Origin of the sequence: Candidatus Bandiella woodruffii, assembly GCF_034359465.1 — a bacterium.
Taxonomy (GTDB): Bacteria; Pseudomonadota; Alphaproteobacteria; order Rickettsiales; family Midichloriaceae; genus NDG2.
Genome location: NZ_CP110820.1, coordinates 333329 through 356549, shown reverse-complemented (window position 1 = coordinate 356549; position 23221 = coordinate 333329). Strand labels below are relative to the sequence as shown.

The following is a 23221-nucleotide window of genomic DNA, read 5'->3' as shown; positions in this document are numbered from 1 at the left end:
ATTGGTATTGGTAAATTCATTATGCTAATTACCATAGGCTGCATCAAACATTAAAATATGCGCGTCCTGCCGATTGCTATTGCCTAAAATGATCGCCCTCAGCAGGGTTTTGGAAAGCAATTTAAAGATGTGAAAATGTTGAAAAATGAAACAATACCACAACATCTTCAACCAAAGATTCTCTTAGATTTGTCTTCTTTCTGTCTAGTTCATGGCAGTCACTTCACACCTCGAAGCCATCACTTTTACCAAAAAAAGTTTTAAGGTAGTAACCACAGATAATCTCAAGGTTAACGGTGATTGCATAATTGAATTTCTGAAGAAACTGGAACAAGAAAACCAAGATAAAAACAAAATATACCTAATCTGTGACAATGCTGGTTACCATAGGTCTGGAAAAGTTAAAGCGTATCTAGAAAATAGCAAGATAGAGTTGATATTTTTACCACCATACAGCCCCAATCTCAACCCTATAGAACGATTATGGAAGTTTATGCACTCTATTGTCACCAATAACAGATTTTATCCTGATTTTGAGGCTTTTAGCAACTCATTACATGATTTCTTTGACAAAATTCCTAAGTATAAGGAAAAGATGCGAACTTTAATAACAGATAATTTTCAGACAATTACTACTAACCATTTTGCCAACTCTTCAAGTTAATGTGGTATATATCACTAGATAATGTCGTCATGAGATTTTAAGCCAAAGAGATAAGCATCTAATCTGAATTGCGGCAAGGAAAGAAGCTGAATTTTTAGCATATCTGGTTGCAATTCCCCTCCATCTTTTAAGATGAAGAAAGGTGTTTTCTACAATATGCCTTATTTTATATAAATCTTTATCGTATTTTCTCTGGGTGATTCTGTTCTTTTTAGGAGGAATAACAACTCTCATGCCCAATTCTTGGGCATGGTCAATTATGTAATTAACATCGTACCCTCTGTCGGCTAGTAAGTACTCAGCTTTCATCTCTTCAATAAGATTAACAGCCTGCTTGCAATCAGCTTCTGAGCCTTTTGTGATAATAACTTTGAGTGGCATACCATGTGAATCCACGGCAAGGTGAATCTTTGTATTGAGCCCCCTTTTGTACGACTCATATCTTGATTGCCGCCTTTTGCACCTGAAGCATGTGGATGCACTTTACTATGACTTGCGTCTATCATTAACCATTCCATATCAGGTTCTTTCACAAATATCTCCAATAAAGCCTCCCATATCCTTTTGTCTCTCCATCTGCAAAATCTTTTATGTGTATTTTTCCATCCTCCATATTCTGAAGGCAAATCTCTCCAGGGAGAACCTGTTCTTAATATCCAAAATACTGCGTTAATGAATCTTCTGTTATTATGTGCCAAACCTCCCCACGTACCCTCCCTTCCTGGCAAATGATCCTTTATCAAATCCCACATATTATCTGTTATATCATGCCTATGTAGCCCTAAATCCATTTTTACTCCTGATTTATCTTTTCTTTCATATTATACCACAAATCTCATGACGACACTATCTAGGTTTCTATCAAATAAATAGTGTGACTTTTATGCTAATTTGCTAGAGCCTCTAGTTGAGATTTTTAGAACTTCATCAAAATCGCTGAAATATGTTTGGCTGTTTCCTATCAATTGATAATTTTCATGTCCCTTTCCAGCAATCACCAATATATCATTCTCTTTTAAATGGCTCATTGCGTATTCTATGGCATTAGCTCTGCCCTCAATTTCAACACCATTATTACAAGCAGCCATAATTTCCTTTCTGATGGCATCCGAATGTTCTTTTCGTGGGTTATCGTCTGTTATGATGATATGATCTGCGCATCTACTTGCAATTTCTCCCATAATAGGTCTTTTCGTAGCATCTCTATTACCTCCACAACCAAAAAGCACATGCAGTTCTCCTTTACATATCTGACGCAAGGTTGTCAATATAGTTTGGAGAGAATCTGGGGTATGTGCATAGTCCACATAAACATCAGCACCATTATGTTTTGCAACTAGTTCTAAACGTCCTTTTGCTGCTTTTAGATCGTTTAGTGCATCTAAAATCTTATTGACTGGCAGTTCGCAAGCCGCTGCTAGTCCTGTAGAACACAAAATGTTATACAACTGAAATTCCCCTTTAACAGTTGGTTGTAATTTATACTTTTGGCCGAAAACTTGAACTTCCAAAACACCAGAAGAAGATACAATTTGCAACTCTTTTGCCTTTTTGCCATAATCCAGTACTTTGATTGAGCGACTGTTGCAGATGTCTTTCATGCGTTGGAACTCATTGGTGTCAGCATTTAAAACTGCATAGCTTCCGGGTTTTAAAACCTCGTCAAACAATCGTAACTTAGCAGCAAAATATTCTTCCATAGTGCCATGGTAATCTAAATGATCTTGGGTTAAGTTTGTAAACCCTGCGGCTTGAAAATTTACATGATCAAGCCTGTGTTGGCGCAAGCCATGACTGGATGCTTCTATCGATGCATGCGTGTATGAGCTGTTGCTTAAGTTATGCAAAATTTCATGCAACTCTATGGCACAGGGCGACGTTAATGACGGTTGATCTTTGGCCTCATATTGTTGTTCTGAAGTGATGACACCAAGAGTTCCAATAGATGCGCTTTTATATCCTGTTAAATCGCAGATTTGCTGAAAAAAATTTGCTACAGAGGTTTTGCCATTTGTCCCAGTAACAGCAACAATATATTGAGGTTTTTCCTTATAAAATATTGAGGAAGCCAAACTAATATAGCTTCTTGGGTTATCAACTTTAATAAACTCAACAGCACCATCATATTTTTTTGGTAATGTTGCGTTTTGATCCAAAATCACAAATTTAGCTCCATTTTTAATGGCATGCTCAATGTAATCCAGTCCATCATTCTGAGAACCAGAAAGCGCAAAAAAAGCAAACCCTTCTCTAACGTTTTCTGAGTTATCCGCAATGCCAGTAACCCTTTTTAAAAGTTGTTCTATCTCCATTTCTCTCTTAGCTGTTTTCACTCTCAATACTTAAAGTCTCCTGCTCTTTTTCCGTAGATTGCGCTTTGTTTTTATTGGACGTCATACTCTGCCTGAATTTATTTATATCAAAAGGTTCTTGTTGAGGAATTGTAGTTGGTTTTAATAACCTTTTCTTAAACATGGAGTCCTCGTAGTATTTGATTTTTTGCGATTTTATAGGAGGGCTGGATTCAATTAAAAGTATCTGCTCATCTCTAGGCAAGTTTATTACTTCTTGCGGAAGAAGCAAAGCCCTTTGTGTATTTGAAACACTAAGAGACCTGGAAGCTGGGTTGAAATCCAAAAACTTTGGTTTGTTTTGTGAAATTTGCTCAACTGTTTTGTTACCACATAGTTGTGAAATTAAATTCGCGGTTTCATAGTTATTAGCAGCGAAAGTAATCCTATATGTTGAGTTTGATAAAAATGAGTTCATTCCATGCTCTTCATATATTCCTTTTAGCTGCTGCGTATCTTGTATAATCAAAAACAACCTTACATGGTACCCACGAAAGTAAGCGATACCTGTCATGAACTGCTCCATTTTTCCAAGCGTTGGAAACTCATCCATCATAAACATCACACCATATGGTTCATCATCGCTTGGGAGTTTTCTGGAGAAAAATTCCGTTGCCTGCTGATAAAACACCTGCATTAAAGGCTGTAACCTCTTGAGGTTATCTGGAGTCAGCCCTACGTACACTGTTGTTAGTTTTTTCTTAAAATCCAATACACTAAAGTCGCTTGATGCGGTTGCTGTGTCAATCAGCGGATTAGACCAAAGTTCTAAGTTTGAGTTCATCGTTGAGATTACGCCAGACCTTTCTTTATCTGCTTTTTGCAAAAACGCAGCTATATTCATATACGCCACAGGGTGTATTTCATTTCCCATGGTGTCAAGCACAACCGCTAAATTATACACAACGTCATCGCTACGCATAGTTCTTACAACTTCTCCAAATGACTTAACCTTGTTTTTATCAGCTAGCAGATACAGCACCACCCCCACAAAGAGTGATCGAGCTTCATTATTCCAAAACTCCTTTTCTGGCATGATAAGACTTGCTATTTTTTGAACATCGTCCACCATTTGACCAGGTTTATTGCTTATCCAGTCAATAGGGTTATAACAATGAGTATTTCCATCTGGGTTTGCAGGGCTCCATACGAACACTTGCTACCCCATTTTCTTACGCCAACCAGAAGTTAATTCATAGTTCTCTAACTTGATGTCATGCACCACCACAGAATCTTCCCAATAAAGTAGATTAGGAATTACAAACCCAACCCCTTTACCAGAACCGGTTGGAGCGAAAAGCAATGTGTGTTGATATCCGTCTGCCACAAGAAAGCCTTTGCTATCCCGCCCCAATAGCATTCCTTTTTTCACTCTTAATCTTGCTTTTTTTATGTCTTCTTCTGTTGCCCATCTTGCATCTCCATGCACAGCTTCTTTCTTTTTATATGGTCTAAGTGCATAAATGGCTGATTTATAATGAAAAGTGCACCATCCTATAATAACTAACGGTCCCAATATAGAACCTATAACTCTAGCTACAAAATAGTTATCATACTGCAAATCAATCGTACTGTAATTAATAATCCAAAATTCAACCAATTCTATTAATGTCTCAATTGGTTTTATGGATAAAGCAAAATCTTCGGTCAATTGTTTGTATTCCAAAAATGTCAAAATAATCCCTGATATATACAAACTAAGCAAAAGCAGCACAGCTCCTAGAAATACTGCCAAAACAAAATTTCTGAAGCTATTCCCAAAATCATCCATAGGATATAGGTTATAATAATTATTTGTTAATTGACAGTATATAACAAAATTTCAGCAACACAAATGCTAAAAACCTCAATTATAGATTGCCAACTAAGTAAAAAAAGGGGGAGTGTACCTCAAGTAAAATTGAGAATTGGAAAATATATGGACGACAGATACCCTCAAAAAAGCCAGGGATATGACTGATTAGTATGCGGTGTTTATTGAGTGAATGCCCCTATAATGGTTCTGTCGCATCTGTTGAAACACATAAGAATTTTTGATATTCTGAAAGAAATAGTTGCTGGTAATAATGTTTAAAGTAGACCCAAAATTAATGAAGTATTTTAAGAACCATGAATATGGCGCAGAAATCATTATGGTATCGCTGTATATGAAAGGAAGATATTCTTTAAGTTACAGAGAGATAGAAGAGATAGGCGGGTTGAGAGGACTCAACATAGATCACGCCACTCTACAAAGATGGGTAGTAAAGTTTATGCCAATACTTGAAGGAAGATTCAGAAAAAGAAAAAAGCCAGTCAACGGCAGCTGGAGAATGGACGAGACATATATCAAGGTTAAAGGTAAATGGGTCTATTTGTATAGAGCAGTTGATAAATACGGGGATACCATAGATTTTATGCTAAGAGCAAAAAGAGATAAAAGGGCAGCTAAAGCGTTTTTCAGGAAAGCAATTAAATCTAGTGGCCAGCCTATAAAGGTTAATATAGATAAAAGTGGCTCTAATACTTCTGCTTTGAATTCGATCAATAAGCCATTATCTAAAGAAGACCAAATAGAAATTAGGCATAACAAATATCTAAACAATAGGATAGAAGGCGATCACAGATTTGTAAAGAAACGAACTAGACCGATGCTTGGTTTCAAATCCTTTAGAAGTGCCGCCAGGACTATTGCAGGAATAGAGCTCTTGCACATGATTAAAAAAGGACAACTTGCTGACAATGACAATTATAATTCTGACTTTGATAAATTTCTTTCACTAACTGCTTAATGGAAAAATATACAAATAATTTGAAAGTTTTTGCATCATATTACAGATGCGACAGAGCCCTTTCCTTGCCGCAATTCAGATTAGATGTTTATCTCTTTGGCTTAAAATCTCATGACGACATTATCTAAATAATAAGGATTATCAAGACATTGACGATAATCCCAAAAGTCCAACCTATGGCAAAGTGATTCCAAAAAACCAAAAGGTAGTAACATCCAGTGAATCGACAGGTTATGATCCTACGGATGACATGTATTTTGAGGATGAAAAAAACAATGATGGCACTGTAATGGAAGAGGGTGTGTTGGACAAAGATGGTGATTTGTTTTATGACACCTTAAGCGAGCCATCTGACACAAAGAGTAACGATACATTTGTTGGGAAATATGCGCAAAAAGGTCAAGATGGACCCAACAAGGGGAAATAAAAATTGGAATATAAGCTACGCTAATTTTTAAAAGTACGAGATATATACTCCGCTAACTTTAAGAATTAGCGTTGTCATATTTCGGACTTCGTATTCAGTTGCGTACTTTTATACGCTCCTTATGCCCTCGTTAATACTCGAATATGTTGTGAACTTGTACAGAATGAAAAAAGTAGTTGAAAAAATATTCTTAATAGGGATAATGCTTTTAGGTCATGCCCGCGTGATGGAATGGTAGACATAACGGACTTAAAATCCGTGGGGAGCAATCCCTTGCCGGTTCAAGTCCGGCCGCGGGTACCATTGGGTTTTAATCGGAGGATATTTTCTTTAATATAAATTTAAAAGCGTCTGACGAAGCCATTCATTCTTACATCAATGCAGAGTTAGACAGAGAGCAAAAAACTATAGAGCTGATTGCATCTGAAAACATTGTAAGCAAAGCAGTGCTGGAGGCTCAAGGTTCCATATTAACTAATAAATATGCGGAAGGATACCCAGGCAAAAGATATTATGGTGGGTGTGAATTTGTTGATGCAGTTGAGGATGTTGCAAGGGATAGGCTTAAGGAATTATTCAGTGCGAATTTTGCTAACGTACAGCCGCATTCTGGCTCTCAGGCGAATCAAGCTGTTTTTTTGGCGTTATTGAATCCTGGTGACAAAGTTGTCAGTCTATCTTTAGATTGTGGTGGGCACCTGACTCATGGCTCAAAAGTTAATATTGCTGGCAAATGGTTCGAAATCAACCATTACTCCGTAGACCGCAATACATATGAACTAAATTACGAAGAAGTTGCCAAAATTGTAAAGAACGTAAAACCCAAACTTATTATCGCTGGAGGTTCAGCATATCCAAGAAAAATTGACTTCCAAAAGTTCAGAGAAATCGCTGATGAAGTGGGTGCTTATTTACTTGTGGATATGGCCCACATCGCAGGAATTATAGCTGCTGGGTTTCATCAAAATCCGCTAAAATATGCACATGCTGTCACCTCAACAACTCATAAAACACTGCGTGGCCCAAGGGGAGGGATTATACTCACCAATGATGCTGATATTGCAAAAAAGATAGATTCTGCGGTTTTCCCCGGGTTACAAGGCGGCCCACTTATGCATATTATTGCTGCTAAAGCAGTTGCTTTCAAAGAAGCACTCCAGCCTTCATATAAAGAGTATATAAGACAAGTGCTTTTAAACGCTAAGTGTTTGGCAGACACACTGATGTCAAGAGGCTATAACATACTGACGGGGGGCACAGATACTCATTTACTACTTGTTGATCTAAGAAATAAGGGGCTTAGTGGAAAAGCAGCAGATGAAAGTTTGGAAAAAGCTGGGCTTACATGCAATAAAAATACCATTCCATTTGACACCGAGAAACCATTTGTCACTTCAGGCATTAGGTTGGGAACGCCATCCGCAACCACCAGAGGGTTCAAGGAGAATGAGTTTATGTTGGTTGGCAATTTAATCGCAGATGTATTAGACTACCTTGTTACCAATCCTAATGATAACAGTTACATAGAAAATGCGGTGTTACAAAAAGTGCATGTATTATGCAATAAGTTCCCGATATACATATGAATAAAAAAAGGGTGTTTTCTGGTATACAACCTACTGGTAATATTACCATTGGTAACTACCTTGGAGCGATTAAAAGTTGGGTTGAGATGCAGAATGTTTACGATTGCTTATTTTGCATCGTGGATTTGCACTCACTTACTACAAAGTTTGACCCCATACAGTTAAGAAAAAGCATCAGATATAATATTGCTCTTTACATAGCCGCTGGTTTAGATCCAGCCAAAGTTGCGATATTTCAACAGTCTATGGTATCTGGACATGCTGAGCTTGCGTGGATATTGAGTTGCTTTACTCAAATGGGTTGGTTGAACAGAATGACTCAATTCAAGGATAAGGCTGGCAAAGATAAGGAAACAGCAAATTTGGGTTTGTATGCATACCCGGTATTGATGGCCGCTGATATTTTGCTTTACAATGCAGATTTAGTGCCAGTTGGTGAAGACCAAAAGCAGCATATAGAACTTGCTAGGGATATTGCAATCTCCTTCAACAGAAAAATGGGTGTAGATTTTTTTACAATGCCAGCGCCTGTGATTGATGATAAAGTCAAAAGGATCATGAGTTTAAGGGATGCAAGCAAAAAAATGAGTAAATCAGATGTCTCTGATTTTTCCAGAATTAATATGTCTGATGATGAGAATTTAATTGTAAAAAAAATTCGAAAAGCCAAAACAGATGATATCGAGGGCATTACTTATGACCCTATTAACAGGCCTGAGATATCTAATCTTATCGATATATACTGTGGTATTAAAAACATTGAAACCAAAACTGCAACTGCGCAATTTAAGGATATGAAGAGTGCAGAGTTTAAGGATATACTGTCACATGCTATAATGGAAAAAATATGCCCTATAAACAGAACTGCACTAACAATATTATCTGACGAAGAGTATCTAAAAAGAATAATAGAAGAGGGAAAGATAAAAGCTCAAAGCGTCGCCGAAAAAAATATTATAAAAGTGAAACAAATTATAGGGGCTCTGTCGCATCTGTAATATGATGCAAAAACTTTCAAATTATTTGTATATTTTTCCATTAAGCAGTTAGTGAAAGAAATTTATCAAAGTCAGAATTATAATTGTCATTGTCAGCAAGTTGTCCTTTTTTAATCATGTGCAAGAGCTCTATTCCTGCAATAGTCCTGGCGGCACTTCTAAAGGATTTGAAACCAAGCATCGGTCTAGTTCGTTTCTTTACAAATCTGTGATCGCCTTCTATCCTATTGTTTAGATATTTGTTATGCCTAATTTCTATTTGGTCTTCTTTAGATAATGGCTTATTGATCGAATTCAAAGCAGAAGTATTAGAGCCACTTTTATCTATATTAACCTTTATAGGCTGGCCACTAGATTTAATTGCTTTCCTGAAAAACGCTTTAGCTGCCCTTTTATCTCTTTTTGCTCTTAGCATAAAATCTATGGTATCCCCGTATTTATCAACTGCTCTATACAAATAGACCCATTTACCTTTAACCTTGATATATGTCTCGTCCATTCTCCAGCTGCCGTTGACTGGCTTTTTTCTTTTTCTGAATCTTCCTTCAAGTATTGGCATAAACTTTACTACCCATCTTTGTAGAGTGGCGTGATCTATGTTGAGTCCTCTCAACCCGCCTATCTCTTCTATCTCTCTGTAACTTAAAGAATATCTTCCTTTCATATACAGCGATACCATAATGATTTCTGCGCCATATTCATGGTTCTTAAAATACTTCATTAATTTTGGGTCTACTTTAAACATTATTACCAGCAACTATTTCTTTCAGAATATCAAAAATTCTTATGTGTTTCAACAGATGCGACAGAACCCTAGCACATACAACCGCAAAAAGTATAATCGAAGACCTGAGGAGTTTATATTTTTTGATGTGGCAGATTCAGATGGTGTGATCAGATTCATTCCTAGAGAAAATAAAAGTGTCCATAAAATCAACTGTGAAGATGTAGTACTATTGGACAATGGTAAAAGTAGCATGTATCTTCAAACCGTGAGCAAAAGTCAAATGATTTAAAGAGCTTGTTTGCATTACATAAAGCAAGAACATGCGTTTGTTATCACCAATGTTTATGCACAAGACAACAACACACATAACAAGAATCACAAAAATCTAAACATCCCGATCGTTCTTCAAGAGGCGCAAGCCAAAGATATGGTTAATAAAATTATGGAAAATGTAATTTTTGAGAGAGTTATGTATTACTTTATTTTACCCGTATCATACATGTTGTTAGAGCTTGGAGATATAGTTGAAATCGAACACAATAATCAAAAGCATTTAATCAGAATTCTGAATATCGCAATAACCATACGACATACTATTGAGATTTTTGGTGTTATGGCAAGCCATGATAACACAGACTCTAAATAAGTTAAAAAGGGCTAGGTGTTACCAAGCTCAGGCTCTGCCATAAATATCATCAAATCTTGTTATATCACTTTCTTTAAGGTGGTTTCCAAGTTGTATCTCGATGATTTCCAGTGGAATCTCTTGCATATTTCCCAGTCTGTGCTTTGCTCCAATAGGGATATAGGTTGACTGTCCTGAGGTTAGTTCAAATGTTTTGTCGTCAATTGTCACTTGTGCTATGCCATTTATTACCGTCCATTGTTCTGCTCTGTATTGGTGGCTTTGTAAGGATAATTTACTCATTGGGTTTACGGTGATTTTTTTGATTTTATATCCAACATTTTCAGTCAAATTCTCATAATAACCCCAGGGACGATACTCAACTTCACTATTCAATAAACTAAGCATATTGTTTTTTTCCAGATGCTGAACAACTTTTTTCACTTCCTCAACTTTATCTTTATGAACGGCTAGTATCGCATTTTTTGTTGATATTATTATAACATCTTTTAATCCTATTGCAGCTGTGAACATGTCTTTGGAGTATATATAGCAACCTTTGCTTTCTAAAAGCGGCTCTGTCGCATCTGTAATATGATGCAAAAACTTTCAAATTATTTGTATATTTTTCCATTAAGCAGTTAGTGAAAGAAATTTATCAAAGTCAGAATTATAATTGTCATTGTCAGCAAGTTGTCCTTTTTTAATCATGTGCAAGAGCTCTATTCCTGCAATAGTCCTGGCGGCACTTCTAAAGGATTTGAAACCAAGCATCGGTCTAGTTCGTTTCTTTACAAATCTGTGATCGCCTTCTATCCTATTGTTTAGATATTTGTTATGCCTAATTTCTATTTGGTCTTCTTTAGATAATGGCTTATTGATCGAATTCAAAGCAGAAGTATTAGAGCCACTTTTATCTATATTAACCTTTATAGGCTGGCCACTAGATTTAATTGCTTTCCTGAAAAACGCTTTAGCTGCCCTTTTATCTCTTTTTGCTCTTAGCATAAAATCTATGGTATCCCCGTATTTATCAACTGCTCTATACAAATAGACCCATTTACCTTTAACCTTGATATATGTCTCGTCCATTCTCCAGCTGCCGTTGACTGGCTTTTTTCTTTTTCTGAATCTTCCTTCAAGTATTGGCATAAACTTTACTACCCATCTTTGTAGAGTGGCGTGATCTATGTTGAGTCCTCTCAACCCGCCTATCTCTTCTATCTCTCTGTAACTTAAAGAATATCTTCCTTTCATATACAGCGATACCATAATGATTTCTGCGCCATATTCATGGTTCTTAAAATACTTCATTAATTTTGGGTCTACTTTAAACATTATTACCAGCAACTATTTCTTTCAGAATATCAAAAATTCTTATGTGTTTCAACAGATGCGACAGAACCTAATTTTCTTCTGCACATATATCTGACACATAAATTGAATTTGTAAAGTATTTTTTTTGTAAATTTAAATAAAAGTGATACAATGCTGAGCATTAACCAAATTTATATATTCCTTTGAGGATTACATTAAGAATATGAGTATAAAAACCATACTAGAACAACTTCCTCCCTACGCATCTGACATCAGCAAAAGCATTAAGGAAATTTTTCTTCAAGATTCAAACACACTGGCAAAATATCAAACTTTTGGCATAACATTAACGGTGGGATATGCCTTAAAACATGAATGGTTGTTAAATTACATTCGCCCAGAAGCAAAAAGATACCTAGACAGTAACGAGGCAAATGCTTGTAAAATCGCCGCCAGCACGATGTCTATGACAAACACCTATTATAACTTTAGCAAAAAAATAAATGATGAAGAAATACGGAAAATGTCATCGTTGCTTTCGTTGGAAAATTTAAATAGCCATAACATAGACGAAAAAGATTTTTCAATGTATTGTCTTGCAGCTTCCATTATAAATGGGTGCGAGTATTGCATAAACATCCACATCAAAAAATTGAGGGAACAAGGTTGTTCACCAGAGACAATACGTGATATAGGACGCATTGTTTCTGTGATTAAAGCAGCTGGTGATGTTCTTGAGATTGAAAGGATGAGAAGTTACGAGTTTATGGTGAGAGAGGAAAATTTATAATTAAGAATTGTGTTTAAGATAGCGATTATTGGTAGAGAAAATGTTGGTAAATCTACCATTTTCAACAAATTATGCCAAAAAGATGTTTCAATTGTAAACGACAGCCCTGGGGTAACGCGTGATTACATCACACATGTGGGAAAGTTATTTGATTTGGAATTTGAACTGGTTGACACAGCCGGGTGGTACTTGGGTAAAGATAAAAACAATCTGAACGTGCAGATCAAGAATAATACCATGGCAGCTATTAATGAAGTTGACCTGATATTTTTTGTTGTTGATGTTAGAACATATTTATCTGACGAAGACGTTTTCTTTGCAAAGAAAATCAGAAAGTTGAATAAAAAAACCATATTGCTGGCAAACAAAGCTGAATCTAAAAGAGTGCTGACCCAAGATGAGTTATTACGACTTGGGTTTGGCGAAGCAATTTTCATTGCTGCTGAGCATAAGATGGGATTTAATGACATATACCAAGTGATATCACCGATGATGGAGCAAAAACTTCAAATCCAAGAAGCGAAGGACGATGATAATCTTGAAGATAGGCCAAACGAAAGGCAAATATCTATTTCAATTATTGGCAGACCGAATGTTGGTAAATCTACTTTGTTTAATGAGATATTGGGGTTTGAAAGAAGTTTGGTTTCCGACATGGCTGGCACAACAAGAGACCATGTAATTTATGAGATTGAAATGCTGGATAATAAGATTAACTTAATCGATACTGCAGGTGTGAGGAGAAAAGGGAAAGTTTATGAAGAGATTGAAGAATTATCGGTTAAAAAGGCTATGTCGGCCATTAGAATCTCGGATGTTGTTTTGTTGGTCATGGATTCTCAAGCTGCTTTAGAAAAACAAGATTTAATATTGGCCAATTTGGCGCTGAAACAAAATAAGCTTCTAATTCCCATAATTAATAAACAAGACTTAATTAATAACTTCGCCGAATTCAAAGACGAAATAAGTTACTTAATCAAAAAAAAGCTGCCACAGATAAAAGATGTAAAAGTACTTTATACTAGTGCCCAAAAAAACTTTAATCCAAAGCTTTTATTTGAGTGGATTATTAAACTATGGCAGTTATATCAAACAAAAATTCCAACATCAAAATTAAATGATTGGTTGAGCAAAACACTTGCAACGTATAGCATGCCAATTGTGAAAAACAATACAAAGCTTAAAGTAAAATATGTAAAACAAAGTAGTATAGCACCACCCACTTTTCTTTTTTTTATAAACATAGCCACCCAATTAACTGTGAATAAAAATTTTGAAATTTTTTTAACAAATTCCTTACGCAAGGAATTTGGATTATATGGGATTCCAATACAAATTAATTTTATATTGAATAAAAATCCATTTGCGTAAAGTATTATTTGATATACTCTGTTGGTTCTGTCGCATCTGTTGAAACACATAAGAATTTTTGATATTCTGAAAGAAATAGTTGCTGGTAATAATGTTTAAAGTAGACCCAAAATTAATGAAGTATTTTAAGAACCATGAATATGGCGCAGAAATCATTATGGTATCGCTGTATATGAAAGGAAGATATTCTTTAAGTTACAGAGAGATAGAAGAGATAGGCGGGTTGAGAGGACTCAACATAGATCACGCCACTCTACAAAGATGGGTAGTAAAGTTTATGCCAATACTTGAAGGAAGATTCAGAAAAAGAAAAAAGCCAGTCAACGGCAGCTGGAGAATGGACGAGACATATATCAAGGTTAAAGGTAAAGGGAGTGTTTTAAAAGGGATAGGAAAGAAGAAAAGAATGTGATATAAGGAGAGGGAAGGAAAAAAAAGAAAGGGAAAAATGGAGAAAATAGAATGTAAATATTGCAAAGGGAAAGGGGTATCAAAAAATGGATATGCAAGGAAAAAGCAGAGATACAAATGTAAGAGTTGTAATAAAAACTTTACAGAAGGAGATGGTAGGAAGAATTGGAAATATGGTAATAAAGAGAGGAGCATGGTGATAAAGATGTATCTAAATAACTGCGGAATTAGGAGGATAGCTCACATATTAAATATCCCGTTAAGTACAGTATTTTATTGGATCAAACAAGCAGGGAAAGTAGTAGATGAGATGGTGACGAATCAAAAGATAGAGGGAGATAAGAAGCGTATAGAGATATTAGAGATGGATGAGCTATATACATACGTCAAAAAAAAGAGAATAAAACAAGAATATGGACTGCTGTCGATAGGGACAGATTCAAAACTGTTGCGTTTAAAGTAGGTTCAGGTGATAAAGAAAATTACGTAGATTTAGCTCGTGAGCTAGGAGAAAAATACCAAATTCGTTATATGTGTACAGATGGGTATGAGGTCTATTGTCATTATAAAATTGCTCAAATACATCTGCAGACAAAGTCTGAAACTTGTTTGGTTGAGAGCTTCAATTCCTCCTTAAGGGATATGCTTGCTAGATTAAATCGCAAGACTAAACGCTTTAGCAAGTGTTCTGAAATGCTAAGATTATCCCTTGTTTTATTTTTTAACAAAGCTTTAGCTCTTTCTATCTATTTATGAACACTCCCAAGGTAAATGGGTCTATTTGTATAGAGCAGTTGATAAATACGGGGATACCATAGATTTTATGCTAAGAGCAAAAAGAGATAAAAGGGCAGCTAAAGCGTTTTTCAGGAAAGCAATTAAATCTAGTGGCCAGCCTATAAAGGTTAATATAGATAAAAGTGGCTCTAATACTTCTGCTTTGAATTCGATCAATAAGCCATTATCTAAAGAAGACCAAATAGAAATTAGGCATAACAAATATCTAAACAATAGGATAGAAGGCGATCACAGATTTGTAAAGAAACGAACTAGACCGATGCTTGGTTTCAAATCCTTTAGAAGTGCCGCCAGGACTATTGCAGGAATAGAGCTCTTGCACATGATTAAAAAAGGACAACTTGCTGACAATGACAATTATAATTCTGACTTTGATAAATTTCTTTCACTAACTGCTTAATGGAAAAATATACAAATAATTTGAAAGTTTTTGCATCATATTACAGATGCGACAGAGCCATCAATACAAAAGCAAGGTAGCTAATTGCAATACAAGTAATGCCATCGATAATCCAAGCTACTATTCTTTGTAAAAGTCCAGAATATTTCATTTTATTCAATGTAACAGCTAATTCTCTTTCCAAAATCCTATTCATCTGTAGCAGATTGTTTTTACTTTCGCAACAACATCATCAACATTAGGAAGCGCTAACTTCTCTAAGTTTGCTGCATATGGCAAAGGCACATCCTTTGCAGCAATCCTCATCACAGGTGCATCTAAATAATCAAAAGCACGCTCAGAAACTACCGCTGAAATCTCCGCACCAATGCCTGCAAAATGCCATCCTTCTTCAACGCTAACCAACCTGTTGGTTTTCTTAACAGAGCCAATAATAGTGTCTATATCAAGTGGGCGGATTGTTCTTAAATCTATCACTTCAGCACTAATCCCAAGCTTCTCAAGCTCAGTCGCAGCATTTAGCGCAACCCCAACCTGTATAGAAAACGCAACTATGGTCACATCTGAGCCCGTCTTTAAAACCTTTGCTTTACCTATCTCTTCCACAAATTCTTCTTCTGGCACCTCATGAGTATGCCCATATAACATCTCGTTTTCAAGAAACACAACTGGGTTTGGGTCTCTAATTGCTGCTTTTAACAACCCCTTATGATCAGCAGCAGAATATGGCGCAATCACTTTAAGCCCAGGGATGTGACCATACCAACTTGCATAGCACTGGGAGTGCTGGGCTCCCACTCTTGCAGCTGCTCCGTTTGGCCCCCTAAACACAATTGGGCAGCCAATAAGACCACCGGACATGTAATGTGTCTTTGCAGCAGAGTTAATGATTTGATCAATTGCCTGCATTGCAAAGTTAAAAGTCATAAACTCAACTATCGGCTTCAGCCCGGTGAATGATGCACCAACAGCAATCCCAGCAAACCCATGCTCTGTTATTGGAGTATCTATCACCCTCTTTGGACCAAATTCCTGCAACAAACCTTGCGTTACTTTGTATGCACCTTGATATTCTGCAACTTCTTCACCCAGGATAAATACATCCTTGTCTTTCCTCATTTCTTCAGCCATTGCATCTCGCAATGCTTCTCTGATAGTAATTTTATTCATAATATCCTACTTTTTGTGTTACTTTAGCAATTCTTGTTCCAAAATATTCAGCGGTTTCAAGATCACTGGGTTTTTTTTCACCATCTTTAGGCGATTGTGCCATAAGACCAATCCAACTGCCGGGTTGATTCAACTCTAAACCATAGTCTTTAACCTTTTCACAACTTCTTAAATCAAGTCCGGCCCAAATCATTCCATGTTGCGCAGCAAAAACAAACATGGTCATCAGAGTTGCAAGTTTATCACCACTTAAGGCGGAAGAATGTGTAAACCCAGCAGCGACTTTATTATTCCACTGTTTGTTGTTCCAAATGTCAACGGTTGCATCCATAAACCCTTTCACTTCAGCAGCGACTGATCCAAAGTATGTTGGGGACCCAAAAATTATTGCATCTGCCTCATTGAGTGAAATCATACTGTTACCGGCGTGTGCTATATCATATGTAACAGCGTTAGCTCCTTGCTTTTCAACACCCTTTCCAATATGCTCAGCAAGTATGCTACTATAACAATAGCGGTTATAATATATGATAGCCACAGTCTTTGTCATACGCAAATTAGTCCTTATAAACATTTGTGTACAACTCTTCCTCATCAGGCTCAGGGCTAGTTTGCGCAAACTCCGCGCTTTCCTTCACAATCTCCTTCACCTCCACTTCTATGGCTTTTAATTCTTCTTCACTCACTACTTGATTTTGAGCAAAGAATTCTTTTAATGAAGTCAATGGGTCATGATGAGCTTTATATTCTTCCACCTCTTCTTTTGCTCTATATTTTGCAGGGTCAGACATGGAGTGCCCCCTATATCTATAGGTTTTCATCTCCAGTAAAAACGGGGTGCTATTTTTCCTAATAAAATCTGCAGCCTCTTTTACTGCCTCGTATACCGCAAAAAAATTCATCCCATCAACTTGTTTCCCTGTGATACCAAAAGATTCACCCCTTTTATACAACTCTTTAGTACTTGATGCTCTCTCTACAGAGGTTCCCATCGCATATTCATTGTTCTCTATTATGTATAAAACTGGCAGACCCCATAGTTTTGCAATGTTAAAAGATTCATAAACCTGCCCCTGATGGGACGCACCATCACCATAAAGAGTTACCGATATGTTATCTGTATCCTTATACTTATGAGCAAACGCAAGACCAGTGCCAAGCGAAACTTGGGCCCCAACAATTCCATGCCCGCCGTAAAAACCTTTTTCCAAATCGAACATGTGCATTGATCCCCCTTTTCCTTTGGAGCAACCAGTACTTTTCCCAAGCAACTCAGCCATAATGCTTTTTGGACACCCACCAGCTGACAACATCAGTCCATGATCTCTGTAACTGGTTATAATAGTATCTGTGTTTTTTATCGCTCTTTTAATGCCAACAGCCACAGCCTCTTGCCCTATATACAAATGGCAAAAACCACCTATTAATCCCATTCCATATAGCTGACCTGCGTTCTCCTCAAATCTTCTTAACAAAAGCATTTCTCTATAAATGGCTAAAAATTCCTCTTTGGTAAAACTTAAATTTTCTTTTTTCATTTAACTCAACACATTTTAATACTATTAGGTTATATAACTATAAGTCTTTTAAATTTGACGTTACTTACTTCTTCACATGCTGCCATGTTCACCACCTGATATCAAATTTAAAAACACTTTGAACACAAGCTCAAAACATTTTTAAGTTGCAGCTAAAACACATGTGCTCAATATATGTTGCACATACAAAAGCACAAACTTTTTCTAACACCAACTCTTAAAAAGACATAAAGCACAACAGTACAGATTGTACAGCTAAACGACTAAAAAAACAACTTTTCAATCGGGGCTTTGATTGTGTCGTTAAATAAATGCAGATTTTAATAAAATATTTTCCCTATAAATATAAGACGCTTGCAATTATTTTATTATAAGCCAATTCCATTTCCTCATTTGTAATACAATATGGCGGCAACAAATAAATTGTGTTACCAAGTGGTCTAAGTAAAATACCTTGCTCTAAGAATTGTTGCTTCAGAGAAGACATCAAATGCGTTGAATTCTTGAGATCAAATGCAGCTATTGTCCCAATTATTCTAGTTCTTTCAACCTTTGGACACTTTGATTTAAGTTGTTCTATTCCTTTTTTGGGAGTGTTGCCATAAGATAGATGAGATGCTAAAATGAATATAGCGAGCAACAAAGAAAATAGAAATATGAATACAGAGTGTAAAAAATGCAGTAGCAGTAAATACGTTAAGAATGGTAATATTAGGGGTATGCAAAGGTATAAATGCAAAGAGTGTGGATGTAATTTTACAAGCACTAAATTAAGAGGCTGTTCGCCAGAGATGAAGGCTCTGGCAGTGTTATTGTACAGCATGGAAAAAAGTAGCTTTAGATGGCTAGGGAAATTATTTAAAGTAGCTCATACTAGCGTATATAAGTGGATAATACTGTATGCTAAAAAGATACCAAGACCAACAGTGCCGGAAGAATTGAGAGAAGTTGAAATAGATGAGATGTGGCATTTTGTAGATTCAAAAAAAACAAATTATGGATATGGAAAGCCTATAGTAGGGAGCTCAAGAGAGTTGTTGCCTGGGTGGTTGGTAAGCGTAACGTTACAACCTTTAGAAAATTGTGGAAAATCATAAGTAGAGATAATTGCACTTATTACACAGACGATTGGTCTGTTTATTCAGAGGTTATACCTCGCCATCAACATGTTGTTGGCAAACAACATACACTCTCAATTGAGTCCAATAACTCAAACACAAGGCACAGAATTGCAAGAATGACCAGAAAAACAAAGGTAGTTTCAAAATCTGAAGAAGTTGTCGATCTTACGATTAAGCTCTGGCTACATTTTGAGGATAACAATAATTTCCTAAGTGAGCAGGGCAATTTTATATCTATCTTTGGCTAACACTCTGTTTAAAAAATCTGGTGAAATGGTATGTGGCTAGCGAAGGTTGTTAAAACAATGATTCAAGAGAGCCTAAGGGTAATTGTGTTTTTAGTAATATTGAGTATGGCGGGAATGTTGTTGATGAGGGAAGTTAAGGGAGAAGAGTATAATTTTGATTACATAGATGATTATAAAAAAGAGGCAAAAGAGTATGTGGGGGAGACTGGCAAGGGAGATCTTGCAGGAAAAGTAAAGGAATTAGATGGATATACGGATAAGCCAAAGGAAGTAGGGTATAGTGAGCATGAACTAAGGTCCAAGGGAGACGCTAGGGTAAAGGGAGAAGAAAAGGATGAAAACGAAGGGGTTAGGGAGGCGATAGGAGCGGCAAAGAGTTCGTATGCAGAGAATCCACATAGATCGAGTTACACAGTTGGGAAATTGCAGCATGAAGAATTTATAAAAAAGAGTGATGCGGTAACTTCGAATCCGATATCAGGATTGAATGTAGAAGGGAAAACAGAGTGTAAAATAGTAGATAAAGATGTGGGAGGGGAGAATGTAGAGTTTGAGGAATATTATGTAGATGTGGAAGATAGTAGGTTAATAAAAGAGGATAAGAAATGTGAGGAAGATGAGGATAGATTGTTTTATTGTATAAGAAAGCAGAGTGTTAGCCAAAGATAGATATAAAATTGCCCTGCTCACTTAGGAAATTATTGTTATCCTCAAAATGTACCCAGAGCTTAATCGTAAGATCGACAACTTCTTCAGATTTTGAAACTACCTTTGTTTTTCTGGTCATTCTTGCAATTCTGTGCCTTGTGTTTGAGTTATTGGACTCAATTGAGAGTGTATGTTGTTTGCCAACAACATGTTGATGGCGAGGTATAACCTCTGAATAAACAGACCAATCGTCTGTGTAATAAGTGCAATTATCTCTACTTATGATTTTCCACAATTTTCTAAAGGTTGTAACGTTACGCTTACCAACCACCCAGGCAACAACTCTCTTGAGCTCCCTACTATAGGCTTTCCATATCCATAATTTGTTTTTTTGAATCTACAAAATGCCACATCTCATCTATTTCAACTTCTCTCAATTCTTCCGGCACTGTTGGTCTTGGTATCTTTTTAGCATACAGTATTATCCACTTATATACGCTAGTATGAGCTACTTTAAATAATTTCCCTAGCCATCTAAAGCTACTTTTTCCCATGCTGTACAATAACACTGCCAGAGCCTTCATCTCTGGCGAACAGCCTCTTAATTTAGTGCTTGTAAAATTACATCCACACTCTTTGCATTTATACCTTTGCATACCCCTAATGTTACCATTCTTAACGTATTTACTGCTACTGCATTTTTTACACTCTGTATTCATATTTCTATTTTCTTTGTTGCTCGCTATATTCATTTTAGCATCTTATCTATCTTATGGCAACACTCCCTACATCTGTATCATATAGGTATTTACCTTTTCCAGTCATCTCTCATACCTCTTAAATCAATTTCATATCCGTCCCATATTCCATATGCTTCTTTGAGCTTGGTTTTGTCATATTTCTGTAAAAACTCATCTACCGCCTTCCTCACCAACTCTGACTTTGAGCTTCCTATTTTTTTAGCTAACTTATCTAACATTTCATTTGCACTGTTAGGTAAATATAATTGTGTCTTAAACATTATGTTGCTGTATATTGTTACTATATCTTTTATTATACTTTTTATGCTTTTTATAATCAACATGATTTCTTTTTTATTTAATCCAATTCTCTACTTTAAGTCCTTCTATTCTAGCAAAATCTTTAATGTTATTTGTAACTAAAGTCATTTTCTTGCTTTTGGTTATTGATGCTATACAAATATCCATATCAGGAACTATCTTGCCTTGCTTTTTTAATTCTGCCTTAATCTCCCCATATCTCTTTGCAGCACTACTATCAAAATCCAGTACCTTAATATTTCTTATAAATCCTCTAACAGTTTCTATATTACCCTTTACTTGAGATGAGTTATACGCTCCAAAATATAATTCAGCTTCATTTATTGCTGTTGTGTGTATTTTATCTATATCTATTGAACCTATCTTATTTACAAGAGCATTTTGACCTTGTAAAAAGTATATAATTGTATCTGAGTCTAGTACGTAATTCATTGCATTATCTCCTCTTTATTTATTCTGTGCTTTTTAATTATCTCTAATATCTCTTTACCTTGGTCATCTTTTATACTTCCAGCAAAACTCATTAAAGTTCCTACTTCTTTTGCTTTCCTTTCCGCATACATTTCTACTGCTTCTGATATAATTTTACTTCTAGACATGGCATATCTTTCAGACATGCTGATTATTAAATTTCTTATTTTAGGACTAAATGTAATTGTCACTGTTGGTCTTTGCGGTTCTTTCATAATATTATAATTATTTGTTACATATTGCATTGTATCATATTTATTACTCTAATGCAACTACTGCACTTTATATAAGTGCTATATTTATAACTTTTTTGCACTATTATTAACATTTATAATCCCCCATTATCCCTATTTTTACACTCTTCCTTATTGTATAAAGTCTCTGCATCTTTTGTATCTTTGCTCTTATCTCTTCCATCTGGCTTTTTTTGCCTACTTTCGTTTAAATCCTCTGCTTCAGCAAACTTCTTCTCATATAACTTCTGATCATCTATCTGCTCATTTATATCTTCTGTAACAGTACCTGTGCCACCCTCTGCCATCACCTCCTTTTTAATTGTATTAATCTCTCCTTCCATTAATCTTTGCGTATGCTCAAGCGCCTTCTTCATATCTCCCATCCTGCTCCATATATTCTTTTTCTTAATATCTTCTGACAAAAACTCAAAATCTATCTTTTCAAAATCTATACCTTGTAGCTCCTCTATGTTAAATCCATTACAATTTGGTGACTCTACATCTCCCCATCCCTTATTTATTAATCCTTTCTCCCTTGACTGCTTATTTATCTCCCTCGCTATTTTCGAATCATAACAACAATATGTTGTTCTCTCTATTATACATGCTCCCAATAGCTCACTACTACAGTACGTCCCTATTTCTATGCACCTTTCCTCCTGCTTCATCTTTGCCAGATTCTTATCTCTTGCACTACATTTTGCTCCTAATATTTCTCCCCATCCCCCCATATCTTCACAGCAATTTGTCCAATTTGTTATCTTATTATCACATTTTTCATTATTACCCTTAAACACCGAACCATTAGCTTTCCACTCACCCTGCATCTCCTTAAGTGTAGCCAACATCCCTGCAGCGTTCCCCATCTCATCATTTGCCTTGTAACTCATATCAAAGCATTTTCCATCTATGCACTTTATTTCCTCCCCACACACAACTCTCTTTCTCTCTTCTATGTTATCCCTTTTAAATGATGGAGGCCTATACCTCTTCTCCTTTCTTATATATTTCTCACTTTCTTCACAATTATATACTCTATTCTGCGCCACGCACCAATCTCCCACCTTCTTTTTGCATTCTGTACTCTTTAGATTGCAATATGATGCATCATCATATTCCGTGCAGTTATTCCTTGCATATCCCTTACATCTATATGCATCCTTATATCTCCAACAGTCCCTGTAAACAGTTTTTCCATTTATTACTCTGCTTGCTCCTGGCTCTATGCAATCCCTTCCAACCCTCTCACACTTCCCATTTAACTCTACTTCTTTTTCTTCTCGCTCTTTCCTTGCTTTTTCTATCAATTCATCCATATCTTCACTTACTTTATAACCTTCCCCTGATACTCCAACATCTTCCGCCTTTGCATTAATTGAAAGTATTAAAATAATTATTAATGTCATTATTAACGCAATTCCCAGTAGCAGGATTTTAAAATATCTATACCCCCAAGATCCCGAGCTTTCCATTTTTACCAATTTATTGCCTT

32 protein-coding genes, 1 tRNA gene and 1 pseudogene are annotated in these 23221 nt (G+C 36.1%); 17 read left to right on the top strand and 17 right to left on the bottom strand.

Going from position 1 to position 23221, the window contains the following annotated elements:
* Positions 1-211 precede the first annotated feature (211 nt).
* Complete coding sequence (locus tag Bandiella_RS02130; RefSeq protein WP_323733191.1) at positions 212-664, top strand: IS630 family transposase; 453 nt, start codon at positions 212-214, stop codon at positions 662-664.
* 27 nt (positions 665-691) lie between these two features.
* Here the strand turns inward: Bandiella_RS02130 and Bandiella_RS02125 are convergent.
* From Bandiella_RS02125 to Bandiella_RS02115, 3 genes and pseudogenes are all read right to left on the bottom strand, one after another.
* A protein-coding gene (locus tag Bandiella_RS02125) for an IS5 family transposase (RefSeq protein ID WP_323732633.1) occupies positions 692-1455 on the bottom strand; the annotation gives its coding sequence in 2 pieces (ribosomal slippage) (positions 692-1083 and positions 1083-1455; 765 coding nt in all).
* A 90-nt stretch (positions 1456-1545) separates the two neighbouring features.
* Complete coding sequence (locus tag Bandiella_RS02120) at positions 1546-2997, bottom strand: UDP-N-acetylmuramoyl-L-alanyl-D-glutamate--2,6-diaminopimelate ligase (RefSeq protein WP_323733190.1); 1452 nt, start codon at positions 2995-2997, stop codon at positions 1546-1548.
* Positions 2984-4786: pseudogene (locus tag Bandiella_RS02115) on the bottom strand (type IV secretory system conjugative DNA transfer family protein). Before Bandiella_RS02115 ends, Bandiella_RS02120 begins: the two are co-directional and overlap by 14 nt.
* A gap of 295 nt (positions 4787-5081) precedes the next feature.
* On the opposite strand from Bandiella_RS02115, the gene Bandiella_RS02110 reads away from it, so the two are divergent.
* The 5 genes from Bandiella_RS02110 to trpS all read left to right on the top strand — a co-directional run bounded on the left by Bandiella_RS02110 (position 5082) and on the right by trpS (position 8797).
* Positions 5082-5786, top strand: coding sequence for an IS6 family transposase (locus Bandiella_RS02110; RefSeq protein WP_323732571.1), 705 nt, complete (start codon positions 5082-5084; stop codon positions 5784-5786).
* A 184-nt stretch (positions 5787-5970) separates the two neighbouring features.
* Entirely contained in the window at positions 5971-6213 is a 243-nt protein-coding gene (locus tag Bandiella_RS02105) for a hypothetical protein (protein WP_323733189.1), read from the top strand.
* A 217-nt stretch (positions 6214-6430) separates the two neighbouring features.
* Positions 6431-6516, top strand: a tRNA-Leu gene (locus Bandiella_RS02100).
* 20 nt (positions 6517-6536) lie between these two features.
* Entirely contained in the window at positions 6537-7799 is a 1263-nt protein-coding gene (gene glyA / locus Bandiella_RS02095) for a serine hydroxymethyltransferase (RefSeq protein ID WP_323733380.1), read from the top strand.
* Positions 7796-8797 (top strand): tryptophan--tRNA ligase, encoded by a 1002-nt coding sequence (gene trpS / locus Bandiella_RS02090; RefSeq protein ID WP_323733188.1) that lies wholly within the window; start codon positions 7796-7798, stop codon positions 8795-8797. The genes glyA and trpS overlap by 4 nt, the downstream gene beginning before the upstream one ends.
* Before the next feature lie 40 nt (positions 8798-8837).
* Here trpS and Bandiella_RS02085 read toward each other — a convergent pair whose 3' ends face one another.
* Complete coding sequence (locus tag Bandiella_RS02085) at positions 8838-9542, bottom strand: IS6 family transposase (RefSeq protein WP_323732571.1); 705 nt, start codon at positions 9540-9542, stop codon at positions 8838-8840.
* Positions 9543-9597: 55 nt separating this feature from the next.
* Between Bandiella_RS02085 and Bandiella_RS02080 the strand changes: the two genes are divergently transcribed.
* Together Bandiella_RS02080 and Bandiella_RS02075 are read left to right on the top strand one after the other, a co-directional pair.
* Positions 9598-9813 carry a hypothetical protein gene (locus tag Bandiella_RS02080; protein WP_323733187.1) on the top strand — a complete coding sequence of 72 codons (216 nt, stop codon included), beginning with the start codon at positions 9598-9600 and terminating at the stop codon, positions 9811-9813.
* Positions 9814-9822: 9 nt separating this feature from the next.
* Positions 9823-10170, top strand: a complete 348-nt coding sequence (locus Bandiella_RS02075) for a phage tail protein (RefSeq protein WP_323733186.1) — start codon at positions 9823-9825, stop codon at positions 10168-10170.
* 27 nt (positions 10171-10197) lie between these two features.
* Here the strand turns inward: Bandiella_RS02075 and Bandiella_RS02070 are convergent, their stop codons facing one another.
* Positions 10198-10752 (bottom strand): cupin domain-containing protein, encoded by a 555-nt coding sequence (locus tag Bandiella_RS02070; RefSeq protein WP_323733185.1) that lies wholly within the window; start codon positions 10750-10752, stop codon positions 10198-10200.
* A gap of 30 nt (positions 10753-10782) precedes the next feature.
* Complete coding sequence (locus Bandiella_RS02065; protein WP_323732571.1) at positions 10783-11487, bottom strand: IS6 family transposase; 705 nt, start codon at positions 11485-11487, stop codon at positions 10783-10785.
* A gap of 202 nt (positions 11488-11689) precedes the next feature.
* On the opposite strand from Bandiella_RS02065, the gene Bandiella_RS02060 reads away from it, so the two are divergent.
* The 6 genes from Bandiella_RS02060 (at position 11690) to Bandiella_RS02040 (ending at position 15236) form a co-directional block, all read left to right on the top strand.
* On the top strand, positions 11690-12256 hold the full coding sequence (locus Bandiella_RS02060; RefSeq protein ID WP_323733184.1) for a carboxymuconolactone decarboxylase family protein: 567 nt from the start codon (positions 11690-11692) through the stop codon (positions 12254-12256).
* Between the two features lie 9 nt (positions 12257-12265).
* Entirely contained in the window at positions 12266-13627 is a 1362-nt protein-coding gene (gene der, locus Bandiella_RS02055) for a ribosome biogenesis GTPase Der (protein WP_323733183.1), read from the top strand.
* A gap of 91 nt (positions 13628-13718) precedes the next feature.
* Positions 13719-14039: a hypothetical protein gene (locus tag Bandiella_RS02050; RefSeq protein WP_323733182.1), complete on the top strand. Its 321-nt coding sequence runs from the start codon at positions 13719-13721 to the stop codon at positions 14037-14039.
* Positions 14040-14075: 36 nt separating this feature from the next.
* Complete coding sequence (locus Bandiella_RS02045) at positions 14076-14501, top strand: IS1/IS1595 family N-terminal zinc-binding domain-containing protein (RefSeq protein ID WP_323732464.1); 426 nt, start codon at positions 14076-14078, stop codon at positions 14499-14501.
* A complete protein-coding gene (locus Bandiella_RS07460; RefSeq protein ID WP_407651267.1) occupies positions 14414-14794 on the top strand; it encodes an IS1 family transposase in 381 nt (126 codons plus the stop codon). Before Bandiella_RS02045 ends, Bandiella_RS07460 begins: the two co-directional genes overlap by 88 nt.
* Complete coding sequence (locus tag Bandiella_RS02040; RefSeq protein ID WP_407651269.1) at positions 14787-15236, top strand: IS6 family transposase; 450 nt, start codon at positions 14787-14789, stop codon at positions 15234-15236. Before Bandiella_RS07460 ends, Bandiella_RS02040 begins: the two co-directional genes overlap by 8 nt.
* A gap of 40 nt (positions 15237-15276) precedes the next feature.
* On the opposite strand, the gene Bandiella_RS02035 is transcribed toward Bandiella_RS02040, so the two are convergent.
* From Bandiella_RS02035 to Bandiella_RS02015, 5 genes are all read right to left on the bottom strand, one after another.
* Positions 15277-15432 carry a hypothetical protein gene (locus tag Bandiella_RS02035; RefSeq protein WP_323733181.1) on the bottom strand — a complete coding sequence of 52 codons (156 nt, stop codon included), beginning with the start codon at positions 15430-15432 and terminating at the stop codon, positions 15277-15279.
* On the bottom strand, positions 15429-16406 hold the full coding sequence (locus tag Bandiella_RS02030) for a pyruvate dehydrogenase complex E1 component subunit beta (protein ID WP_323733180.1): 978 nt from the start codon (positions 16404-16406) through the stop codon (positions 15429-15431). The genes Bandiella_RS02035 and Bandiella_RS02030 overlap by 4 nt, the downstream gene beginning before the upstream one ends.
* Entirely contained in the window at positions 16399-16956 is a 558-nt protein-coding gene (locus tag Bandiella_RS02025) for a flavodoxin family protein (RefSeq protein ID WP_323733179.1), read from the bottom strand. The genes Bandiella_RS02030 and Bandiella_RS02025 overlap by 8 nt, the downstream gene beginning before the upstream one ends.
* Positions 16957-16963: 7 nt before the next feature.
* Entirely contained in the window at positions 16964-17944 is a 981-nt protein-coding gene (gene pdhA / locus Bandiella_RS02020) for a pyruvate dehydrogenase (acetyl-transferring) E1 component subunit alpha (protein ID WP_323733178.1), read from the bottom strand.
* Positions 17945-18281: 337 nt separating this feature from the next.
* Positions 18282-18584 carry an aminotransferase class III-fold pyridoxal phosphate-dependent enzyme gene (locus Bandiella_RS02015; RefSeq protein WP_323733177.1) on the bottom strand — a complete coding sequence of 101 codons (303 nt, stop codon included), beginning with the start codon at positions 18582-18584 and terminating at the stop codon, positions 18282-18284.
* On the opposite strand from Bandiella_RS02015, the gene Bandiella_RS02010 reads away from it, so the two are divergent.
* From Bandiella_RS02010 to Bandiella_RS02000, 3 genes are read left to right on the top strand one after another with little or no spacing between them, the layout of a single operon-like run.
* Complete coding sequence (locus Bandiella_RS02010; protein WP_323733142.1) at positions 18568-19041, top strand: IS1/IS1595 family N-terminal zinc-binding domain-containing protein; 474 nt, start codon at positions 18568-18570, stop codon at positions 19039-19041. The two genes, Bandiella_RS02015 and Bandiella_RS02010, sit on opposite strands and share 17 nt — an antisense overlap.
* Entirely contained in the window at positions 18945-19313 is a 369-nt protein-coding gene (locus Bandiella_RS02005; RefSeq protein WP_323733369.1) for an IS1 family transposase, read from the top strand. Before Bandiella_RS02010 ends, Bandiella_RS02005 begins: the two co-directional genes overlap by 97 nt.
* A 57-nt stretch (positions 19314-19370) precedes the next feature.
* Positions 19371-19982 (top strand): hypothetical protein, encoded by a 612-nt coding sequence (locus Bandiella_RS02000; protein WP_323733176.1) that lies wholly within the window; start codon positions 19371-19373, stop codon positions 19980-19982.
* On the opposite strand, the gene Bandiella_RS01995 is transcribed toward Bandiella_RS02000, so the two are convergent.
* The 6 genes from Bandiella_RS01995 to traN form a co-directional block, all read right to left on the bottom strand.
* On the bottom strand, positions 19969-20337 hold the full coding sequence (locus tag Bandiella_RS01995; RefSeq protein WP_323733371.1) for an IS1 family transposase: 369 nt from the start codon (positions 20335-20337) through the stop codon (positions 19969-19971). The two genes, Bandiella_RS02000 and Bandiella_RS01995, sit on opposite strands and share 14 nt — an antisense overlap.
* Positions 20321-20713 carry a transposase-like zinc-binding domain-containing protein gene (locus Bandiella_RS01990; RefSeq protein ID WP_323732932.1) on the bottom strand — a complete coding sequence of 131 codons (393 nt, stop codon included), beginning with the start codon at positions 20711-20713 and terminating at the stop codon, positions 20321-20323. Before Bandiella_RS01990 ends, Bandiella_RS01995 begins: the two co-directional genes overlap by 17 nt.
* 56 nt (positions 20714-20769) lie before the next feature.
* The gene (locus Bandiella_RS01985) at positions 20770-20982 is read right to left on the bottom strand and encodes a ribbon-helix-helix domain-containing protein (RefSeq protein WP_323733175.1); all 213 of its coding nucleotides are present in this window, start codon (positions 20980-20982) and stop codon (positions 20770-20772) included.
* A 73-nt stretch (positions 20983-21055) separates the two neighbouring features.
* Positions 21056-21454, bottom strand: a complete 399-nt coding sequence (locus Bandiella_RS01980; RefSeq protein ID WP_323733174.1) for a PIN domain-containing protein — start codon at positions 21452-21454, stop codon at positions 21056-21058.
* Complete coding sequence (locus Bandiella_RS01975) at positions 21451-21738, bottom strand: hypothetical protein (RefSeq protein ID WP_323733173.1); 288 nt, start codon at positions 21736-21738, stop codon at positions 21451-21453. Before Bandiella_RS01975 ends, Bandiella_RS01980 begins: the two co-directional genes overlap by 4 nt.
* A gap of 83 nt (positions 21739-21821) precedes the next feature.
* Positions 21822-23201: a conjugal transfer protein TraN gene (gene traN, locus Bandiella_RS01970; protein WP_323733379.1), complete on the bottom strand. Its 1380-nt coding sequence runs from the start codon at positions 23199-23201 to the stop codon at positions 21822-21824.
* Positions 23202-23221 lie beyond the last annotated feature (20 nt).